General features: G+C 63.3%; 21 protein-coding genes. 17 read left to right on the top strand and 4 right to left on the bottom strand.

Going from position 1 to position 18,524, the window contains the following annotated elements; all coding sequences use genetic code 11:
* Nucleotides 1–65: 65 nt before the first annotated feature.
* From QFZ91_RS35135 to QFZ91_RS35060, 16 genes are all read left to right on the top strand, one after another.
* On the top strand, nt 66–584 hold the full coding sequence (locus tag QFZ91_RS35135) for a DUF2778 domain-containing protein (protein WP_429570054.1): 519 nt from the start codon (nt 66–68) through the stop codon (nt 582–584).
* Nucleotides 565–819 carry a hypothetical protein gene (locus QFZ91_RS35130; RefSeq protein WP_368596933.1) on the top strand — a complete coding sequence of 85 codons (255 nt, stop codon included), beginning with the start codon at nt 565–567 and terminating at the stop codon, nt 817–819. Before QFZ91_RS35135 ends, QFZ91_RS35130 begins: the two co-directional genes overlap by 20 nt.
* 659 nt (nt 820–1,478) lie before the next feature.
* Complete coding sequence (locus tag QFZ91_RS35125) at nt 1,479–2,030, top strand: GNAT family N-acetyltransferase (protein ID WP_429570053.1); 552 nt, start codon at nt 1,479–1,481, stop codon at nt 2,028–2,030.
* A 40-nt stretch (nt 2,031–2,070) separates the two neighbouring features.
* Nucleotides 2,071–3,000 carry an ABC transporter substrate-binding protein gene (locus QFZ91_RS35120; protein WP_429570052.1) on the top strand — a complete coding sequence of 310 codons (930 nt, stop codon included), beginning with the start codon at nt 2,071–2,073 and terminating at the stop codon, nt 2,998–3,000.
* A gap of 43 nt (nt 3,001–3,043) precedes the next feature.
* On the top strand, nt 3,044–4,045 hold the full coding sequence (locus QFZ91_RS35115; RefSeq protein ID WP_429570051.1) for an LLM class flavin-dependent oxidoreductase: 1,002 nt from the start codon (nt 3,044–3,046) through the stop codon (nt 4,043–4,045).
* 38 nt (nt 4,046–4,083) lie between these two features.
* Nucleotides 4,084–5,445: an LLM class flavin-dependent oxidoreductase gene (locus tag QFZ91_RS35110; RefSeq protein ID WP_429570050.1), complete on the top strand. Its 1,362-nt coding sequence runs from the start codon at nt 4,084–4,086 to the stop codon at nt 5,443–5,445.
* 19 nt (nt 5,446–5,464) lie between these two features.
* Nucleotides 5,465–7,267 (top strand): amino acid ABC transporter permease/ATP-binding protein, encoded by a 1,803-nt coding sequence (locus tag QFZ91_RS35105; protein WP_429570049.1) that lies wholly within the window; start codon nt 5,465–5,467, stop codon nt 7,265–7,267.
* Nucleotides 7,268–7,287: 20 nt separating this feature from the next.
* On the top strand, nt 7,288–8,241 hold the full coding sequence (locus tag QFZ91_RS35100; protein ID WP_429570048.1) for an ABC transporter substrate-binding protein: 954 nt from the start codon (nt 7,288–7,290) through the stop codon (nt 8,239–8,241).
* Nucleotides 8,242–8,393: 152 nt separating this feature from the next.
* Nucleotides 8,394–9,290: a TauD/TfdA dioxygenase family protein gene (locus QFZ91_RS35095; RefSeq protein WP_429570047.1), complete on the top strand. Its 897-nt coding sequence runs from the start codon at nt 8,394–8,396 to the stop codon at nt 9,288–9,290.
* Between the two features lie 54 nt (nt 9,291–9,344).
* On the top strand, nt 9,345–10,388 hold the full coding sequence (locus QFZ91_RS35090) for an ABC transporter substrate-binding protein (protein ID WP_429570046.1): 1,044 nt from the start codon (nt 9,345–9,347) through the stop codon (nt 10,386–10,388).
* An 85-nt stretch (nt 10,389–10,473) separates the two neighbouring features.
* Complete coding sequence (locus QFZ91_RS35085; RefSeq protein ID WP_429570045.1) at nt 10,474–11,304, top strand: ABC transporter ATP-binding protein; 831 nt, start codon at nt 10,474–10,476, stop codon at nt 11,302–11,304.
* The gene (locus QFZ91_RS35080; protein WP_429570044.1) at nt 11,301–12,179 is read left to right on the top strand and encodes an ABC transporter permease; all 879 of its coding nucleotides are present in this window, start codon (nt 11,301–11,303) and stop codon (nt 12,177–12,179) included. Before QFZ91_RS35085 ends, QFZ91_RS35080 begins: the two co-directional genes overlap by 4 nt.
* A 217-nt stretch (nt 12,180–12,396) precedes the next feature.
* Nucleotides 12,397–13,803, top strand: coding sequence for a selenium-binding protein SBP56-related protein (locus tag QFZ91_RS35075; RefSeq protein ID WP_429570043.1), 1,407 nt, complete (start codon nt 12,397–12,399; stop codon nt 13,801–13,803).
* On the top strand, nt 13,800–14,483 hold the full coding sequence (locus QFZ91_RS35070; RefSeq protein WP_429570042.1) for a hypothetical protein: 684 nt from the start codon (nt 13,800–13,802) through the stop codon (nt 14,481–14,483). Before QFZ91_RS35075 ends, QFZ91_RS35070 begins: the two co-directional genes overlap by 4 nt.
* 107 nt (nt 14,484–14,590) lie before the next feature.
* Entirely contained in the window at nt 14,591–14,743 is a 153-nt protein-coding gene (locus QFZ91_RS35065; RefSeq protein WP_368716016.1) for a DUF6496 domain-containing protein, read from the top strand.
* A 27-nt stretch (nt 14,744–14,770) separates the two neighbouring features.
* Nucleotides 14,771–15,433, top strand: coding sequence for a UdgX family uracil-DNA binding protein (locus QFZ91_RS35060; protein WP_176107561.1), 663 nt, complete (start codon nt 14,771–14,773; stop codon nt 15,431–15,433).
* On the opposite strand, the gene QFZ91_RS35055 is transcribed toward QFZ91_RS35060, so the two are convergent.
* From QFZ91_RS35055 to QFZ91_RS35045, 3 genes are read right to left on the bottom strand one after another with little or no spacing between them, the layout of a single operon-like run.
* Complete coding sequence (locus QFZ91_RS35055; protein ID WP_429570041.1) at nt 15,425–16,336, bottom strand: DUF72 domain-containing protein; 912 nt, start codon at nt 16,334–16,336, stop codon at nt 15,425–15,427. The two genes, QFZ91_RS35060 and QFZ91_RS35055, sit on opposite strands and share 9 nt — an antisense overlap.
* Complete coding sequence (locus QFZ91_RS35050; protein WP_429570040.1) at nt 16,333–16,533, bottom strand: hypothetical protein; 201 nt, start codon at nt 16,531–16,533, stop codon at nt 16,333–16,335. The genes QFZ91_RS35055 and QFZ91_RS35050 overlap by 4 nt, the downstream gene beginning before the upstream one ends.
* Nucleotides 16,534–16,578: 45 nt before the next feature.
* Nucleotides 16,579–16,812 carry a DUF2795 domain-containing protein gene (locus QFZ91_RS35045; RefSeq protein WP_176107563.1) on the bottom strand — a complete coding sequence of 78 codons (234 nt, stop codon included), beginning with the start codon at nt 16,810–16,812 and terminating at the stop codon, nt 16,579–16,581.
* A gap of 156 nt (nt 16,813–16,968) precedes the next feature.
* Here QFZ91_RS35045 and QFZ91_RS35040 point away from each other — a divergent pair, with 156 nt between their 5' ends.
* Entirely contained in the window at nt 16,969–17,907 is a 939-nt protein-coding gene (locus QFZ91_RS35040; protein ID WP_429570039.1) for an NADP-dependent oxidoreductase, read from the top strand.
* Nucleotides 17,908–17,935: 28 nt separating this feature from the next.
* Here the strand turns inward: QFZ91_RS35040 and QFZ91_RS35035 are convergent, their stop codons facing one another.
* The gene (locus QFZ91_RS35035; protein ID WP_176107565.1) at nt 17,936–18,436 is read right to left on the bottom strand and encodes a MarR family winged helix-turn-helix transcriptional regulator; all 501 of its coding nucleotides are present in this window, start codon (nt 18,434–18,436) and stop codon (nt 17,936–17,938) included.
* Nucleotides 18,437–18,524: the final 88 nt, after the last annotated feature.

Genomic DNA, 18,524 nt, shown 5'->3' with positions numbered 1-18,524 from the left:
ACCAACGGGAGGAACCTATGCAGCACGCAATGACCTACATCCAGCCCAATCAGGAGGCGTGACACATGGCCTATCACGGCAAGTTTTTGGTGAATAACGAGCATTTCTCACCGCTAACAATTTTCGGTCTGGGCACGTTCAACGCGTATTCAGGCAACAACCAGTATCGCAATCGGGGCGGCTGTACGGCGGTGCCCTCTAACGGTCCGATTCCTGCAGGTAAATACAGGATCGTCGCACGCCCTACCGGCGGCGTACGCTCCAAGGCCTTATCGTGGTTACTAGATGAATGGAATTTCTATAAGGGGAATCCGACCGATCACGCTGAGTGGTTCGCGCTGTATCGGGACGATGGGAGGATTGATGATTGGACGTGGGTCAACGGCGTTAAGCGAGGACAGTTCCGGTTGCATCCGGCAGGTGGTCGGGGTGTTTCGTTAGGCTGCATTACCCTGCCGAGCCGTGTTGACTTCCTGAGAATCCGCTCGGGGTTGCTGCACACGAAAACAATCCGCGCCGGTAACTCCGGGCTTGACGCATACGGAACTATTGAGGTCGCAACGTATGGCAACACTTGCCCGTAAGGTGTTAAAGATCGCGCTGTTTATCGGATTGTTTCTGATTTCAGTTCGTTATATCCCGCTATCGAATGAGTGGTCAGCAAGCGAAGCCCGTGCGTGGTGGCGCGCTTCGGATTGGCTCGGTGTCGGCGATCCCGATGATCTGTATTTCGTGTTCTGGGTGACGATCGAACTAATCGTCGCGGCGCTGGCCTATCTGGCAATTATCAAGATATGGCGGTGGTATCGCACGAATTAGATGAAGCTACTTCACGGAAGCTTCTTTACCCCAAACCAAAAAAAAGCCCCTCCGAAGAGGGGACGATGAACCGCTTGCAATGCGTGCCTTTCTAGTGGCTCAAAGCGCCATCAATGGTCCTCACAACGAAACTTGAGGGGATCCCCGTGAACCTTGCCGTCACCCCAGCTTGATCGATGTCGGGTCGGCGGTCAGATAACCGACCGCCGAGCCGAAGCGGTTCGGGTAGTTCGCGCGTAGGAGCGGATCGAGCGTGGCACCTGAATCAGCTCATGCGAAATGCGGCCGAGGCAGTAATGCTTCTTTACCGTACCCGTGCCATCAGGGTGCACGGTCAGTTCCGGCCTTGTTGTGGGGTGCACCGGGGACTCAGTATCGGGATGACCATGGCGCGCCGGATTGACGCGTTGCTTTATGGAATGACATGAAAAATATTGGACAGCAGCTTGTAATATTTACGGCAAGCTGTTGTCACCGTGTTTCGACCGGAGCATCTCGGCGTGACACGGGCGTTGCGCTACGCAATTGCAGCGCGTTTGCCGCAATCGCAGCCAATCGCGAGACCAGATAAAGATAGAGAAATTGCTTGGTTAGCGGCAACGCGGCTGCACGCTATCGTATGAGCTCCTGACTATCCGACGACCTCGTGTCGATCGTTCATGAGCACTCTCGTCGTTGACACCACGCCACTCGATCCCCGCGCGCAACCGCTGCTCGACGCGCTGCTGCACGAATACGCGACCCGCTACGAAGATTATCGAAAGGACGGCGGCGCGGCCGCCGCGCAGGAGATGGCGCGCTATCCGGCCGACCTGTTCGCACCGCCGCACGGCGCATTCATTCTGCTGATTCGCGACGGCGAGACGATCGGCGGCGGCGCGTTCAAGCGCTACGACACGCGTACCGCGGAACTCAAACGCATCTGGACGCGCGACGATCTGCGCCGCCAGGGACTCGCGCGACAGGTCGTGCGGGAACTGGAAGCGCGTGCGCTCGCGCAGGGCTACTCGCGCATCTATCTGACTACCGGTTTCAAGCAGCCCGAAGCATGGGCGCTTTACGAACGCACCGGCTATACGAAGCTGTTCGATACCGCGTTGCCTCCCGAAGTGCACGTGCATCTTCGCTTCGGCAAGAACCTGCTCGCGCCGCAACGCAACGACACGCTCGACGACCTGCGCGCGAAAGACGCCGATCTGGTTGTCCGCTAAACGCCGCACTCCTATCTCCTCACACTTCGACGGATATCTCATGAAAACAGATCTGCAGTTGTCGTCGCTCGTATTGGCGGCCATGTTCTATGTCAGCGGCAACGCGTTCGCCGCGACGGGCTTCGATCTGAGTCCCGACCAGCACGGCCGCGTGCGCGCCGAACAGGATGCAGCCGCGGCCAAGGCGGTGCCGGCGAACTTCCCGTTCGTCGCGAAAGACGAACTGACCGTCGGCATCGTCGTCGCGCATCCGCCGATCAGCACCTATGCCACCGATGCGAAGACCGTGGTCGGCTTCGATCCCGATCTCGCGCAACTCGTCGCGGACAGCCTCGGCCGCAAGCTCAATGTCGTGATCCTCGCGTGGCCTGACTGGCCGCTCGCGCTCGCTTCCGGCAAGGTCGACGCGGTGATTTCGAACGTGACCGTGACCGAGGAGCGCAAGGCCAAGTTCGACTTCTCGACCTACCGGCGCGACGAGGTCGGCTTCTTCGTGAAGACCGACAGCCCGATCAGATCGATCCGCGAACCCAAGGATGTCGCGGGCCTGCGCGTGATTACCGACGCCGGCACGAACCAGGAAAAGATCCTGCTCGAATGGGACAAGCAGAACGTCGCGCATGGATTGAAGCCGATCCAGGTGCAGTACTACGACGACGATGCGGTCAAATCGGTGGCGCTGCAATCGGGGCGTGCCGACGCGATCTTCAGCGTCAACGCGGCGCTGCTGTACGACTCGGCCACGCATGGCAAGACGCGCCAGGTGGGCACCGTCAGCGGCGGTTGGCCGCGTACCGCCGAAGTCGCGGTGACGACGCGCCGCGGCAGCGGTCTCGCCGCGCCGGTAACGATCGCGCTGAACGATCTGATCGGCAAAGGCCAGTATCGCGCGGTGCTCGAGCGCTGGAATCTCGGCTCCGAAGCGATCGACAAGGCCGCGACCAATCCGCCGGGATTGCCGAAATCGTGAGTGCGTCAGCGCTTTTTCTCTTTCTTCGTCGATCTGCCATCCCATGACCTTTTCGCTATCGCTGCTGGATAAAAGCCCGATTGCCGCGGGTGCGAGCGCGGCCGAAGCGTTGCGCTTCACGGTGTCGCTCGCGAAGCGCGCCGAAGCGCTCGGGTTCAAGCGCTTCTGGATCGCCGAGCATCACGGCGCGCCCAACCTCGCGAGTTCGGCGCCGGAGATCGTCGTCTCGCATGTGCTCGCACATACGTCGCGGATTCGCGTCGGCTCGGGCGGTGTGATGTTGCAGCACTACAGCCCGTTCAAGGTCGCGGAGACCTTCAGGCTGCTCGCGGCGCTCGCACCCGGGCGCGTCGATCTCGGCATCGGCAAGGCGCCCGGCGGACTGCCGCAGACCACCCGCGCGCTGCAATGGCTGCACGACAAGAAGAGCAAGCCCGGCTTCAACACGCAGTTCGCGCAACTCGATGCGTTTCTCGGCGCCGGCGTCGAACCGGACCATGCGCTCGCCGGCGCGATCGCGTTTCCGGCGCCGCCGACGCTGCCTGAGCGCATTCTGCTCGGAGGCAGTCCGGATAGCGCAGCGCTCGCGGCAAAGCAGGGCTGGCAGTTCTGCTACGCCGGACACTTCAACGGCGACGAGGCGAACATCGAGCGCACCGTGCAGACGTACCGCGATGCGAGCGGCCGCGCGCCGCTGCTCGCACTGTACGCGGTCGCCGCGGCGACGCGCGACGAAGCCGAGCGGCTCACCGGGCCGCTGCGCATCTTCAGGCTGCAACTGGCCAGCGGCCAAAGCCTGAATCTGGCGACGCCCGAAGCCGCGGAAGAATACGCGCGCCAGGCGGGCGCGAGCGGCTACACGATCGAAGAGCGCCATCCGCACGTCGTCAAGGGCACGGCCGACGATGTACGCGACCAGCTCGACGCCTTGAGCCGCCGCTACGGCATCGACGAATTCGTCATCGATTCGCCGTTGCAACACTATCCGGCGCGCCTGCGCTCGGTCGAACTGCTCGGCAGCACGATCGAGCCGGCCTACGCGTGATCTCTCCAACGAACACTCAACGATTGGCGGACTATCCGATGAGCCATCGCAAACTCGATTTCGGCATCATGCTGCAGGGCGCCGGCAGCCATATGAATTCGTGGAAGCATCCGGCCGGCCCCGCCGATGCGAGCGTGAACCTGAATTTCTTCGTCGATACGGTGCGCAAGGCCGAGGCACACGGCATCGCGTTCGCGTTCGTCGCCGATGGTCTGTACATCAACGAGAAATCGATTCCGCACTTTCTGAACCGCTTCGAACCGATCTCGATCTTGTCGGCGCTCGCGACGGTCACGTCGAAGATCGGGCTTGCGGGCACCGTATCGACGTCGTATAGCGATCCGTTCACCGTCGCGCGCCAGTTCGCGTCGCTCGATCTGATCAGCGGCGGGCGCGCGGGCTGGAACGTCGTCACGACGCCGCTCGAAGGCACCGCGAAGAACTACGGCGGCTCGCACCCCGAGCATGCGCTGCGCTACGAGATCGCCGACGAATACCTGAGCGTCGCGCAAGGCCTGTGGGATAGCTGGGACGACGACGCGTTCGTGCGCGACCGCGAGCGGGGCGTGTTCTTCGAACGCGACCGGCTGCACACACTCGATCACGAGGGCAAGTTCTTCCAGGTGGCGGGGCCGCTCAATATTCAGCGCTCGGCGCAGGGTCAGCCGGTGATTTTCCAGGCGGGCTCGTCGGATGCCGGCATCGCGCTCGCCGGCAAATACGCGGACGCGGTGTTCACGCATTCGGTGTCGATCGAAGAAACGCGCGCGTTCGCGCAGCGCGTGAAAGACAGCGCGGTCGAACATGGCAGAAGCCGCGACGACGTGAAGATCTTCCCCGGCATCAGCCCGATCGTCGGCGCGACACACGAGGAAGCGGAAGCGAAATACCGCGCGATTCGCGAGCTATTGACGATCGACGAAGCGCTCGCGTATCTCGGCCGTTATTTCGATCACCACGACTTCACGCAGTATCCGCTCGACCAACCGTTCCCCGAGCTAGGAGAGATCGGCCGCAACAGTTTCCGTTCGACCACCGACCGCATCAAGGCCGAAGCGCGCAGCAAGGGTTCGACATTGCGTGAGGTCGCGCTCGAAGTCGCCACGCCGCGCACGCATTTTCTCGGCACGCCCGCGCAGATCGCGGACGAACTGATCCGCTGGCTCGACGCCGGCGCGGCCGACGGTTTCATCCTCGGCTTCGCGGTGCAGGCGCAGGGCCTGGACGATTTCGTGCGCTACGTGGTCCCTGAACTCGAACGACGCGGGCGCTATGAGCGCACGTTGACGGGATCGACGCTGCGCGATCATCTCGGCTTGCCGCGCAAGGCGAGCCGCTATGCGGTGGCGGCAGGGTTGGCAAACCCGGCAGACACGGCCAACGCGGCTGCCGTGGCCTGAAAGCGCGGAGCAGACGACGATGAACGACACCGCTGAACTCGCGAATCCGCAACTCGCCGCCGCGCACGCCGACGCGTTGCGCGAGCGCGCCGACTATCGCATCGTGCCCGCGAAAAACCGTGCACGCCTCGCCGGCACCGTGGCGGCCGTGGCGCTGATCGGCATCGTGCTCGAATCGGTCTTGGGCAATCCGCGCTGGGGGTGGAATGTCTTCGCGGAATGGTTTCTGTCCGAGCCGGTATTGTCCGGGCTCGGCCGCACGCTGCTGTTGACCGCGCTCGGCGCGGTGTTCGGCTTCGCGCTCGGCATTCCGATCGCGCTCGCGCGCGTATCGCGTTCGCCGCTGCTTGCGGGCTGCGCGTGGGCGTTCGTGTGGCTGTTCCGCTCGATTCCGCTGATCGTGCTGCTGTTGATCCTGAACAATCTCGGCTATCTGTACGAGACGGTACATCTAGGCGTGCCGTTCACGAGCCTCGTCGTTCTCGATGTGCCGACCACCGAGCTGATCAGCCCGTTTCTCGCCGCGGTGCTCGGCCTGACGCTCAATCACGCGGCGTTTTCGGCGGAAGTGATTCGCGGCGGCATTCAGTCGGTCGACCACGGCCAGCTCGAAGCGGCCGCCGCGCTCGGCTTGCCGCGCGAGCGCCAGGCCCGGCGCATCGTGCTGCCGCAGGCGATGCGCGCGATCCTGCCCACCGCGTTCAACGATCTGATCGCGCTCGCGAAGGGCTCGTCGATGGTCTATGTGCTCGCGATGCCGGAGTTGTTCTACACCGTGCAGATCATCTATCGACGCAATCTTGAAGTGATTCCGCTGCTGATGGTCGCGACGGTCTGGTATCTGATCATTCTGACCGTGTTGTCGGCGATACAGGTTTATGTGGAGCGGTATTTCTCGCGCGGCGTCAGGCGTAGCGCGGTGCCGTCCGCTTTCGGCGCGCTGCTGAAAAGCGTGGGTATTGCGCGCGGTGGCGACCTTGCGCCCGCCGAGCCGCTTGGAGAAGCAAAAGACAATGCACGTGCAGGCGCCTCTCTGGATCAACGCTGGGCCGATCAACGCGACGGCGCGCGCATCGCGATCCAGCAGGTATCGAAGAGTTTCGGCACGCTGAAGGTGCTCGACAACGTGTCGCTGACGCTGCGCCCCGGCAGCGTCACCGTGATTCTCGGCCAATCGGGCTCCGGCAAATCGACGCTGCTGCGCACGATCAATCATCTGGAGCGCGTGGACGGTGGCCTGATCGATATCGACGGCGAGCTGATCGGCTATCGACGCGATGGCGATACGCTGTACGAGCTCAAGGAGACGGAGATCCTGCGACGCCGCGTCGAGGTCGGCATGGTGTTTCAGAGCTTCAATCTGTTCCCGCATCTGACCGTGCTGGAAAACATCATCGAGGCGCCGGTCGCGTTGGGACGTCTGTCGCGCGCAGAAGCGGAGAGTCTTGCGCTCAGTCTGCTCGCGCGTGTCGGTCTCGAAGCGAAGGCGCATGCGTGGCCGCGTCAGTTGTCGGGCGGGCAGCAGCAGCGCGTGGCGATTGCGCGCGCGCTGGCGCTGAAACCGAAGGTGCTGCTGTTCGACGAACCGACCTCGGCGCTCGATCCCGAACTCGTCAACGAAGTGCTCGACGTGATCAAGGCGCTCGCGCGTTCCGGCACGACGATGGTCATCGTCACGCACGAGATCGGCTTTGCGCGCGAAGTGGCCGACACGATCGTGTTCATGGATCGCGGACGCGTGATCGAGTCGGGCCCGCCCGCGCAAGTATTGAACGAACCGCGCCATGCGCGCACGCGCGAGTTTCTGTCGCGCGTCCTGTGATTGCAGACTGATTCCTATCAATGACCAATCGACGTCAATTCATTCTGGCCGGTACGGCGCTCGGCGCGCTGCTCGTGCGCCATGCGCTCGACGTAGCACATGCGGCGCAGGCGCCGCACGGCACGGTGGACCTGAGTCCCGAGCAGTCAGGCCGCATTCGCGTGCCGAAGAATCCGGCAGCGATCGCGGCTATCGGCAACCACTACCGCTTTGCGAACGACGGCAACTTCACGGTCGCGATTTCGCCGCACCTGCCGCCGACTGCGACCTATGCGACCGATGCGCGTACCGTCGTCGGTTCCGATGCCGACTACGCGCAACTGATCGCCGATTCGCTCGGATTGAAGCTGAACCTCGTGCCGATCGCATGGGCCGACTGGCCGCTCGGCCTCACCTCGGGCAAGTACGACGCGGTGATCTCGAACGTCGGCGTCACCGAGCAGCGCAAGGAGAAGTTCGATTTCACGACGTACCGGCAAGGACTGCACGGCTTCTACGTGAAAACCGCGAGTCCGATCAGGAAGATCGCTCAGCCGCCGGATATTGCGGGCCTCCGCCTTATTACGACCTCGGGCACGAACCAGGAAAAGATCATCCTCGAATGGAACCGGCAGAACGTCGCGAAGGGTTTGAAGCCGGTCGAGTTCCAGTACTTCGACGATGACGCCGCGAGCCGCATTGCGTTGCTATCGGGCCGCGCCGACGTCGTATTCAATCCGAACGCGCCGCTTGCCTACGATGCGGCCACTACCGGCGCGATCCGCGAGGTAGGTACGCTGAACGCCGGCTGGCCGGCGCGCGCGGATGTGGCGATCGCCACCCGCAAGGGCAGCGGCTTGATGGATGCGCTGACGGTCGCGACGAACGGACTGATCGCGAATGGCGCCTATCGGCGCTCGCTTGCGCACTGGGGCATCGAGTCGGAAGCGTTGGCGCGCTCCGAAAGCAATCCACCGGGTCTGCCGAAGTTCTGATGCGCCGAAAGACATTGCAGCATCGGGTTTATCACTCCAGCAGATAACCGTATCGGATTTGCTTCGTTGGCATCGCGCGCGCGGGCCGGTACATTCGTCGCACTGACCGCGCCGTTAGGCGCCCGCTGAATAGTTTCGACGAAGAGACGCCTGTGACGACTACCGCCGCTGCTTTTACCGCTCCCGCTACTGCGACGCAATCCTTCGAGATTCGCGCGTTCGATGCGCCGCTCGGCGCCGAAGTGCTCGGCCTCGATCTCGGCCAGCCGCTCGGCGACGACGATTTCGCGCGCATCCACCGCGCGCATCTGGACCACCACGTTCTCGTGTTTCGCGACCAGCGCATCACGCCGGAGCAGCAGATCGCGTTCAGCCGCCGCTTTGGCCCGCTGCAGATTCACGTGCTGCATCAGTTTGGCCTGGCAGGCTATCCCGAGGTGCTGGTCGTATCGAACGTGATCGAGAACGGCAAGCCGATCGGTCTAGGCGATGCCGGCCACTACTGGCACTCCGACCTGTCGTACAAGGAAAAGCCGAGCCTCGGCTCGCTGCTGCACGCGCAGGAGTTGCCGGCCGAAGGCGGCGATACGCTGTTCGCGAACATGCACCTGGCGTGGGATACGTTGCCCGCGCATCTGCGCAGCGCGGTGGAAGGACGCAGCGCGGAGCACACGTACCTGGCCAAATACGCGGAGTTGCAGAAGCGCAGCCCGTGGCGGCCGAATCTGTCGGCCGAGCAGATCGCGCAGGTGAAGCCGGTGGTGCATCCGATCGTGCGTACGCATCCGGAGACGGCACGCAAGGCGCTGTTCGTCAGCGAGCACTTCACGACGCGCGTGATCGGTTTGCCGGAAGACGAGAGCCGCGCGTTGCTCGACGAGCTGTTCGCGCACAGCGTGCGGCCCGAGCATCTGTACCGGCATCGATGGGCCGAGCACGACATGGTGTTCTGGGACAACCGCTCGTTGATGCACCTCGCCGCCGGCACGCCCGACCATCTGCGCCGCAAGCTGTATCGCACGACGATCGAGGGCGACATGCCACGCTGAGCGACGCTTTCCATCACAACGACACCGTCACACCGCACGCCGACTGGAGTTTCAATGCTGAGCCGATTTCACCCGACCGCCGCACGGCCGTCGTTTGTCCGCCGTTTGACGGCACTAGTGCTGAGCCTGTCGATGGGCGCCGTCGTCAGCGCTCCCGCGCATGCCGAAGGCGAGATTCGCGTGGCCGAACAGTTCGGCATCGTGTACCTGCTGCTGAACGTGGCGCGCGATCAGCATTTCATCGAAAGCGAAGGGCGCAAGCAGGGCCTCGACATCAAGGTCGATTGGGTCAAGCTGTCGGGCGGCGCGGCGGTCAACGATGCGTTGCTGTCGGGCGCGGTCGATATCGCCGGCGCGGGCGTCGGCCCGCTGCTGACGATCTGGGATCGCACGCACGGCAAGCAGAACGTGAAGGGCGTCGCGTCGCTCGGCAATCTGCCGTACTACCTGGTCAGCAACAATCCCGACGTGAAGACGATCGCTGACTTCACGCAGAAGGACCGCATCGCGCTGCCGGCGGTCAACGTGTCGGTGCAATCGCGCGTGCTGCAATACGCGGCGGCGAAGCGCTGGGGCGACAAGGAATACAACCGGCTCGACAAGTACACGCAGGCGTTGCCGCATCCGGACGCGGCCGCGGCGATCATCGCGGGTGGCACTGAAATCACCGGGCATTTCGGCAATCCGCCGTTCCAGGAGCAGGAACTGGCCGGCAATCCGAAGGCGCATATCGTGCTCGATTCGTACGATGTACTCGGCGGCCCGAGCTCGGCGACGGTCCTCTATGCGACCGAAAAATTTCGCCATGACAACCCGAAGACGTATCGCGCGTTCGTCGATGCGCTCGCCGATGCGGCGAAGTACATCAACGCGAATCCGCAGGGCGCGGCCGATATCTATATCCGCACCAATCAGTCGAAGATCGATCGCGACCTGCTCGTGAAAGTCATCACGAACCCGCAGGTGCAGTTCAAGATCGTGCCGCAGAACACCTTCGGGCTCGCGCAGTTCATGTATCGCGTCGGCGCGATCAGGAACGAGCCGTCGTCGTGGAAGGACTATTTCTTCGACGATCCGGCGACGGCGGCGGGGAGCTGAGCATGGCGTTGCGCGTTTTCGTGGCGCTGCGCGGTACGCGGCAACACTCGCCGGTCGATCCGGTTCACTCGCAGGGAGCGCTTTGATGGTGGCCAATCCCACGCTTCTGTTTCCCGACGACGCCGCACGGAAAGCCGCGGCAAGCAGCGGCAAACTGCTCGCGGTCAAGAACGTCAACCTCGAGTACCGCACGCGCGAGCGAATCGTGCGCGCGACGCACGACGTCAGCTTCGACGTCTACGGCGGCGACCGCTTCGTGCTGCTCGGGCCGTCCGGTTGCGGCAAGTCGACGCTGCTGAAGGCGGTGGCCGGTTTCATCGAGCCGAGCGCGGGCAGCATTTCGCTCGACGGTCAGCGCGTGCGCGGACCGGGCGCCGATCGCATCGTCGTGTTTCAGGAGTTCGACCAGTTGCCGCCGTGGAAGACGGTCGTGCAGAACGTCGTTTTTCCGCTCCGAGTCGCGAAGAAACTGTCGAAGGCCGAAGCTCGTGAACGCGCGCTGCATTACCTCGACAAGGTCGGGCTCGCGGGATTCGCGCACGCGTATCCGCACACGTTGTCGGGCGGCATGAAACAGCGCGTCGCGATCGCGCGTGCGCTCGCGATGCAGCCGCGCGTGCTGCTGATGGACGAACCGTTCGCCGCGCTCGACGCGCTGACGCGCCGCAAGATGCAGGAAGAACTGCTGCGGCTATGGGAAGAGGTGAACTTCACGCTGCTGTTCGTCACGCATTCGATCGAAGAGGCGCTGGTGGTCGGCAACCGGATTCTGCTGCTGTCGCCGCATCCGGGCCGCGTGCGCGCGGAACTGAACAGCCATCAATATTCGCAGGACAGCTTCGGCCGCGCCGATTTTCAGCGCAGCGTCGCGCGGATTCATCACCTGCTGTTCGAACAGACGGAGACAGTGCAATGACTACCCCTGTCACGTTGCCGCCGCCCGTGCGCGACGAATACGAACGTCCGCTCGAAGCACCCGGCGACCTCGCGATCGAAGCGCCGTTGCCAGCGACGAGGCGGATCTTCGCGCACGGCTGGCTGCGCAAGACACTGATCGCACTCGTGCTGATCGCCGCGTGGGAAATCGCCGCGCGCGTGATCAACAACGACCTGCTGCTGCCGACCTTCGGCGCGACCCTGAGCGCGTTCGTGCAAGGCGTGTGGTCCGGCGAACTGCTCGCGAAGACGGCGGTATCGATGTCCGTGCTGCTGCGCGGCTATCTGCTCGGCGCCGCGTTTGCGTTCGTGCTGACATCGCTCGCGGTGTCGATGCGCGTGGGCCGCGATCTGCTGTCGATGCTGACAGCGATGTTCAACCCGCTGCCGTCCATCGCGTTGCTGCCGCTCGCGTTGCTGTGGTTCGGGCTAGGCACTGGCAGCCTGCTGTTCGTGCTCGTGCATGCGGTGCTGTGGCCGCTCGCGCTCAATACCTATTCCGGCTTTCAGTCGGTTCCCGCGACGCTGAAGATGACCGGACGCAATTACGGTCTGACGGGTCTGCGTCATGTGTTGCTGATCCTCGTGCCGGCGGCGCTGCCGTCGATCCTGGCCGGCCTGCGCGTGGGCTGGGCGTTTGCATGGCGCACGCTGATCGCCGCGGAACTCGTGTTCGGCGCGAGTTCGGGCAGCGGCGGGCTGGGCTGGTACATCTTTCAGAATCGCAACGAGCTGTATACGGATCGCGTGTTCGCGGGGCTCGCGGCCGTGATCGTGATCGGTCTGCTGGTCGAGCATCTCGTGTTCGATACGCTCGAACGCGTGACCGTGCGGCGCTGGGGCGTGCAGCAATAACGCGTTGCGTCGGCTCGAATGCGCGCTTCGCGGCGTCGGCGCGAGCGGTTGCGGCGCGGTGCGCTTAGCTGTCGGATCGCATCCTGCGTTCGGGTGCAAATATCCGGTTGCGTCCGTCGCTGTCGTGAACTACAAATGTAAGGCTACGCGCTGGCTCGATTTTTGGCGGGCCGGGCTTCCGTTCAGAACCGTTCAGAACGACAGGGAGAGTGCCGTCATGGGAATGCGCCCCGATCCTACCTTTCATGCATCGCCGAAGCTCGCGATGGATGCGCCTGCGGAAGAATACGCGTACACGGTGCTGCTAAGTCCGGATTCCTCGCAGCCCGACGCGCTCGCCGTGATCGACGTGAAGCGCGGTTCGCCGACCTATAGCCAGGTGGTCCACACGGTGCCGGTGCCGAACAAGGGCGACGAATTTCATCACTTCGGCTGGAACGCGTGTTCCTCCGCGTTGTCGCCATTGACGGGCCACGCATTTCTCGAGCGACGCTATCTGATCATTCCGGGCATGCGCTCGTCGCGCATCTATATCGTCGATACGAAGCCGCATCCGACCCAGGCGAAGATTCACAAAATCATCGAGCCAGAGGAAATCTTCCGCAAGACCGGCTATTCGCGTCCGCACACCGTGCATTGCGGACCGGAGGGCATCTATGTGAGCACGCTCGGCGGTGGCGGCAAGGACGGCACCGACGGGCCGCCCGGAATCTTCATCATGGATTGCCAAACGTTCGAGGTGTTGGGACGCTGGGAAATCGAGCGCGGCGCGCAAGAAAAGCATTACGACTTCTGGTGGAATCTGCCGCGCGATTACATGGTATCGACCGAATGGGCGCTGCCGCCGCAATTCGAAAACGGCATCGTGCCTGAAGACCTGCTTTCGAACAAATATGGCCACCGCGTGCACTTCTGGGATCTGCGCGCAAGGCGCAACGTGCAGACGCTCGATCTCGGCGCGAACCATCAGATGGCGCTCGAAGTGCGGCCCGCGCACGATCCGAGCCGCGAGTACGGATTTATCGGCGTCGTGGTCGATACCACGAATCTGGAAGGGTCGATCTGGACCTGGTGGCGCGAAGGCGGCCACTTCCACATCGAAAAGACCGCGACCATTCCGCCAGAGCCCGCCCACGCCGACGAGTTGCCGCCGTTGCTGCAAGGTTTCGGCGCGGTGCCGCCGCTCGTCACCGATATCGATCTTTCGATCGACGACAAATTCCTCTACGTCTCGTGCTGGGGCACCGGCGAGATGCGCCAATACGACGTGACCGAACCGCGCAAGCCGAAATTGACGGGCTCCGTGCGCATTGGCGGCATCGAACGTTGTACGCCGCATCCGAACGGCAAGGCTTTCGCCGGCGGTCCGCAGATGGTCGAGATCAGTCGCGATGGCAAGCGCGTCTACTGGACCAACTCGCTCTATTCGACGTGGGACGACCAGTTCTATCCGGACGGTGTGCCCGGCGTGCAAGTGATGGCGCATGCCGATCCGAATGGCGGTCTCAAACTCGCCGAAGATTACTTCGTCGAATTTCCCGCTGGCTATCGCGCGCACCAGATCCGTCTCGAAGGCGGCGACTGTTCTACGGATTCTTTCTGCTATCCGTCGGTGGGCGTTTGAGCGGCTCGGTGTCGCCGCAAGCGGCACTGTGGCTCGCCGTCGTCGCGAGCGGCGTGTACCACGGGCTCAATCCGGCAATGGGGTGGCCGCTCGCGGTGTCGAACGCGCTGATGCAGCGACGCTCGCAAGCGCTGGTCGTCGCGCTTCTTTACCTCGCGGCCGGGCACGCGCTCGCAATACTGCTGATGATGCTGCCGTTTGCGATGCTTGCAAGCTTGCTTGCGTGGCAGCGTCAGATGCAGATCGGCGCAAGCGTGCTGGTGATCGGCTTCGGTCTGGTGTTGCTGATGCGCCGCCGTCATCCGCGCGTGCTGGCGAGAATTCCGCCGTCTCGGCTCGCGCTATGGTCGTTCGCGGTGGCGATCGCGCACGGGGCCGGCTTGATGCTGGTGCCGATCTATCTCGGTCTGTGCCGCGCCGACGCGATGGACAGCGCGCACCAAGCCGCCCAGGCGCTGATCGAAACGAGTCTGCGCATGGCGCTGTCGGTCGCCGCGGTGCATGCGGCGACGATGACGATCGCCGGCGGCGTGCTCGCGTGGCTCGTTTATCGCTATCTCGGACTCAGGTTCGTGTCGCGCAGCTGGTTCAATCTCGATGCGGTGTGGGCGTCGAGTCTGATTCTGGTGGGGGGTGTGTCGCTGGCGTTGAATGCGTCGGCGACGGGTGTTCCCGGGTGATTTCGACGAACTCGCGGGCACAGCGTATGCTGCGCAGTTTCGGTGCAGGAACGCCATTCCGTGCGGGTCCTGATTTTTCCTTTCGTCATTTACACCCGGAGAAGATCATGCCGCTGAAGAAAGGTACATCGAAAGAGACGGTGTCGCACAACATCAAGACCGAGTCGAAGCATGGCAAGCCGCACAAGCAGGCTGTCGCGATCGCATTGAACCAGGCGCGCAAGTCGGGCGCGAAGATTCCGAAGAAGAACGAGAAATAAGCTGCTTCAGCACGCGCGGTCGTACCCATGACCGACAAACCGCAGAAAAAGCGCGCGCATGGCGACGCGCAATCGGAGCCAGCGGATGTCGAACCCGATCAGCATCCGGCAAAGCTCGGCGATTGCCGTCGCTGCGCGCTCTGGCGCAACGCGACTCAGGCCGTGCCCGGCGAAGGGCAGCGGCATGCGTCGATCGTGCTGGTCGGCGAGCAGCCCGGCGATATGGAAGACCTGCAGGGCAAGCCCTTCGTCGGGCCGGCCGGCGCGTTGCTGGACAGAGCGCTCGAAGAAGCCGGCGTCAAGCGTAACGACGTATACGTGACGAACGCGGTCAAGCATTTCAAGTGGATTGCTCGCGGCAAGCGTCGTTTGCATAAAACGCCCGCTCAGCGCGAAGTCGAAGCATGCAGCTACTGGCTCGAACAGGAACTCGACATGCCGGATGTGCGCGTGGTCGTCGCACTCGGGGCGACCGCGTTGAAAGCGGTTGTCGACGATCCGCACGCGCGTTTGCAGGACGCGTTCGACAAAACGCTCGAACGCGGCGAGAAGCGTGTGGTCGCGACGTACCATCCGTCGTATGCGCTGCGCGCGCCGGACCCTGAAACCCGTCGCGAGGTGTACGAGCGCATCGTCGCGGCGCTGCGTACCGCGCAGAAGCTGGCCCACGGCGGCAAGCGATCAGGGTAATGCTGGCGCTGGCGTCGCTTGGATTCCGAGGTCTTTCATCAATCGTTGCGCGTCGAACGGCGCCCGTGCTTTTACGTCATTGTCGAAGTAGCAGTAGACGTCTCGCGTGGCTCGGCGACGCGGCGCGAGTTGCGGCGCGATCAATCTCGCGTCGGCCGGTTGTGAGCCGCCGCGCCATGCATCGATTCGCTCGGCCCATCGTTGCAAAGCTTCGTCCCCATATGAACCCGAGTATTTGGCTTCGCTGCCGTGCAGGCGGATATAGACGAAGTCCGCCGTCAGATCTTCGGCGACGGGCCACGGTTCGGTGGAATCGGAAACGACGAGCCCGACGCCGTATTGCCGCAGCAAGGCCACGAACGCCGGATCGACGAAGCTCGCGTGGCGCACTTCGACCGCGTGACGCAACACTCGCTTGCGATCGATGTCGACGTAGGGCGTCTTGACCCGCTTATCGTATTGACTGGCGAGCGCCGATGCGCTCGCGGTGTCGGGCGGCAACACGTGCAGAAAGCGCTCCATTGCGTCGGGCTCGAATCGGAAGGACGGCGGAAATTGCCACAGGATCGGACCGAGCTTTTCGTTCAACGCGAGCATGCCCTGCGCGAAGAAGTTCGCGATGCCGACGCGCGCGCTCGCATCGCGAAAGCGCAGCATATGAGTCAGATAGCGCGCCCCTTTGATGCCAAACACGAAGCCGTCAGGGGTTTGCGCATACCAGCGCTGCCAGCTATCGAGCGATTGGAGGCTGTAATGCGTGCCGTTGATTTCTATCGTGCCGAATCGCGCCGACGCGTACTGCAATTCCGCTGCATGTTTCAGATCCTCGGGGTAAAAGCTGCCGCGCCAACCTTGATAGCGCCAGCCGGAAATGCCGATACGCACATCGCCGGTGTTCTTCATTCGCGGGTCGAGTGCGGCGCAATGGGGTTCTTGTTCTGCGCCGACTCCAGTTCGTTTTCCGAGGCGGCGTGCTTGCGCTTATCCTGCTCGTCCTTCCTGCTTTGTAGCGTGTCCGTCGGCGTCGCGGCGGGCCTGCGCCGGCTCGACGGGGCGTCCTTGATGCCAGAGCCAAGCGAATGTTTTGAAGTGCTTTCCATGATGCTCTCCTGCGGAGTCCGGTTCCGACTCGATGGATCGCGGCGTCATTGAATACGCGCGATTTCCTTCGCGACCGAGGCCGGGCTGTCGAAATTGTGATCGGGCAGACGGTCGACCAGATCGACGATGTCGGTATTCGCGTGATTCTTGCGCGCCTGCGCGACCAGCTTTTCGCGCGTGGTCGGGTAATTCACGCCACTGAGTGCCTTTTCGATGTCAGCGGGATTCGGCTGGCCGGGATGACGATGATCCTGGGAATGAGCGGGGTGCTGTGACATGGTTCCTCCTTGAATGAGTACATCACGACTGCGCGCCTATCGTTACGTGTCGCATATGTCGTGCCGCGGCTCGGGGGCTCGTTGAGGAACGCGGCTTGCGGCCAGCCTGAAAACGCAGCGCCGCTGACACACGACCTTTCAAGGAGAAGGCTCATCATGAGCACGATGCTCGCTTATCGCATTCACAGCTTCGGCGGTCCCGAGGTGTTCAAGGCCGAGGAGATCGAGATCCCCGAGCCAGGCGCCGGCCAGGTGCTGGTGCGCGTGCGCGCGGCCGGCGTCAATCCGGTCGACCTGAAAACACGCGCGGGCCAGTACCCGTTGATCCGCGAAGAACAGCTGCCCTATACGCTGGGGCGCGATTTTTCCGGTGTGGTCGAACGGATCGGCGAGGGCGCCGCGCAATGGCGCGCGGGCGAGCAGGTGTATGGCTTCGTTGGCCAGGGGCAGGGTGCGTACGCGGAATTCGTCGTCGTGCCCGCGAGTGCGCTAGCGCATGCGCCCGAAAAACTGGACGCGGGGACCGCGGGCGCCGTGCCGCTCGCCGCGTTGACCGCGTGGCAGGGCCTGTTCGAGCACGGCTGCCTCGAAGCGGGCTGCCGCGTGCTGATTCATGCGGGCGCAGGCGGCGTTGGACATTTCGCCGTGCAGTTCGCGAGGCAGAAGGGCGCGCAAGTGTACGCGACGGCGTCCGGCGACGGCATCGAGTTCGTGCGCTCGCTCGGAGCGGATCGCGTGATCGACTATCACGCGCAGCGTTTCGAAGACGTCGCGCGAGATATGGACCTCGTGTTCGATCTGGTCGGCGGCGATACGCAGCGCCGCTCTTGGTCGGCCGTCGCGACCGGCGGCGCGCTGATCTCGACGCTCAACGAGCCGTCGCAGACCGAGGCCTCAAGTCATGGCGCGCGGGCCGCGCGTTATACCGCGCGGCCCGACGGGCGGCAATTGACTGAGATCGCGTCGTTGATCAATAACGGCAGCGTGCGTGTCGTGGTCGCCGAACGGTTTTCGTTCGATGTCACGGCCAGGGCGCTGGAACGGCTCGCGAAAGGCCACGTGCGCGGCAAGATCGTGGTGGACATCGCGCCGTAGCACGGACCGCGCGCAGGACGCTAGCGGGCTAGTCCGGAGTCGCGTCGTCGCTCGCACTGCGCAGCGGCGCGCGGCTCTGGTCGTTATTCAGATGCACGAACTTTCTCAATAGCCTCAATAGCTCTCGCGCATCCTCGTCGCCCATGCCGTCGAGCAGGCCGTGATTGAGCGCGTTGACGCCGGGGATCAATTCATCGAGCAACTGCTCTCCTGCCGGCGTCAGTAACAGACGACGCTGGCGGCGCGGCAGAACTTCGCGCACGATCCAGCCTTTCGCTTCGAGCCGCACCGCGATATCGGCGGTGGTCGACGTGTCGAGACCGACTCGCTGCGCGAGCGTGACCTGATCGAGTCCGGGCAATTCCTGCAGCATTCTGAGCACCGCATATTGCACGGGCGTCACCTCGCGCCCGATCAGATCATGAAACATGGACACGGAAATCTGATGCGCGCGTCGGATCAGATGGCCGGGCTGGTCGTACAGATCGATGCTGATCGCGGAAGTGCTGGTATCGGTTGAAGTGACCATATTAGTTCTGAAGACCTGGTGCCCTTTCGTAGCGAATGGAAATGGCAAATTGATCTTCGTGTTACCTGAATGAAAGTTGGTCTAGGGG

This window comes from Paraburkholderia sp. JPY419, assembly GCF_050435705.1.
GTDB classification, from domain to species: domain Bacteria; phylum Pseudomonadota; class Gammaproteobacteria; order Burkholderiales; family Burkholderiaceae; genus Paraburkholderia; species Paraburkholderia youngii.
This window is presented reverse-complemented; position numbering and strand designations above follow the sequence as displayed.

Excerpts from the sequence above, each read along its gene's own strand:
- QFZ91_RS35130 (WP_368596933.1), top strand. The coding sequence starts at position 565 with ATGGCAACACTTGCCCGTAAGGTGTTAAAGATCGCGCTGTTTATCGGA.
- QFZ91_RS35050 (WP_429570040.1), bottom strand. The coding sequence starts at position 16,533 with ATGGAAAGCACTTCAAAACATTCGCTTGGCTCTGGCATCAAGGACGCC.
- QFZ91_RS35065 (WP_368716016.1), top strand. The coding sequence starts at position 14,591 with ATGCCGCTGAAGAAAGGTACATCGAAAGAGACGGTGTCGCACAACATC.
- QFZ91_RS35125 (WP_429570053.1), top strand. The coding sequence starts at position 1,479 with ATGAGCACTCTCGTCGTTGACACCACGCCACTCGATCCCCGCGCGCAA.
- QFZ91_RS35100 (WP_429570048.1), top strand. The coding sequence starts at position 7,288 with ATGACCAATCGACGTCAATTCATTCTGGCCGGTACGGCGCTCGGCGCG.
- QFZ91_RS35090 (WP_429570046.1), top strand. The coding sequence starts at position 9,345 with ATGCTGAGCCGATTTCACCCGACCGCCGCACGGCCGTCGTTTGTCCGC.
- QFZ91_RS35115 (WP_429570051.1), top strand. The coding sequence starts at position 3,044 with ATGACCTTTTCGCTATCGCTGCTGGATAAAAGCCCGATTGCCGCGGGT.
- QFZ91_RS35055 (WP_429570041.1), bottom strand. The coding sequence starts at position 16,336 with ATGAAGAACACCGGCGATGTGCGTATCGGCATTTCCGGCTGGCGCTAT.
- QFZ91_RS35105 (WP_429570049.1), top strand. The coding sequence starts at position 5,465 with ATGAACGACACCGCTGAACTCGCGAATCCGCAACTCGCCGCCGCGCAC.
- QFZ91_RS35075 (WP_429570043.1), top strand. The coding sequence starts at position 12,397 with ATGGGAATGCGCCCCGATCCTACCTTTCATGCATCGCCGAAGCTCGCG.
- QFZ91_RS35135 (WP_429570054.1), top strand. The coding sequence starts at position 66 with ATGGCCTATCACGGCAAGTTTTTGGTGAATAACGAGCATTTCTCACCG.
- QFZ91_RS35085 (WP_429570045.1), top strand. The coding sequence starts at position 10,474 with ATGGTGGCCAATCCCACGCTTCTGTTTCCCGACGACGCCGCACGGAAA.
- QFZ91_RS35080 (WP_429570044.1), top strand. The coding sequence starts at position 11,301 with ATGACTACCCCTGTCACGTTGCCGCCGCCCGTGCGCGACGAATACGAA.
- QFZ91_RS35040 (WP_429570039.1), top strand. The coding sequence starts at position 16,969 with ATGAGCACGATGCTCGCTTATCGCATTCACAGCTTCGGCGGTCCCGAG.
- QFZ91_RS35060 (WP_176107561.1), top strand. The coding sequence starts at position 14,771 with ATGACCGACAAACCGCAGAAAAAGCGCGCGCATGGCGACGCGCAATCG.
- QFZ91_RS35035 (WP_176107565.1), bottom strand. The coding sequence starts at position 18,436 with ATGGTCACTTCAACCGATACCAGCACTTCCGCGATCAGCATCGATCTG.
- QFZ91_RS35120 (WP_429570052.1), top strand. The coding sequence starts at position 2,071 with ATGAAAACAGATCTGCAGTTGTCGTCGCTCGTATTGGCGGCCATGTTC.
- QFZ91_RS35045 (WP_176107563.1), bottom strand. The coding sequence starts at position 16,812 with ATGTCACAGCACCCCGCTCATTCCCAGGATCATCGTCATCCCGGCCAG.
- QFZ91_RS35110 (WP_429570050.1), top strand. The coding sequence starts at position 4,084 with ATGAGCCATCGCAAACTCGATTTCGGCATCATGCTGCAGGGCGCCGGC.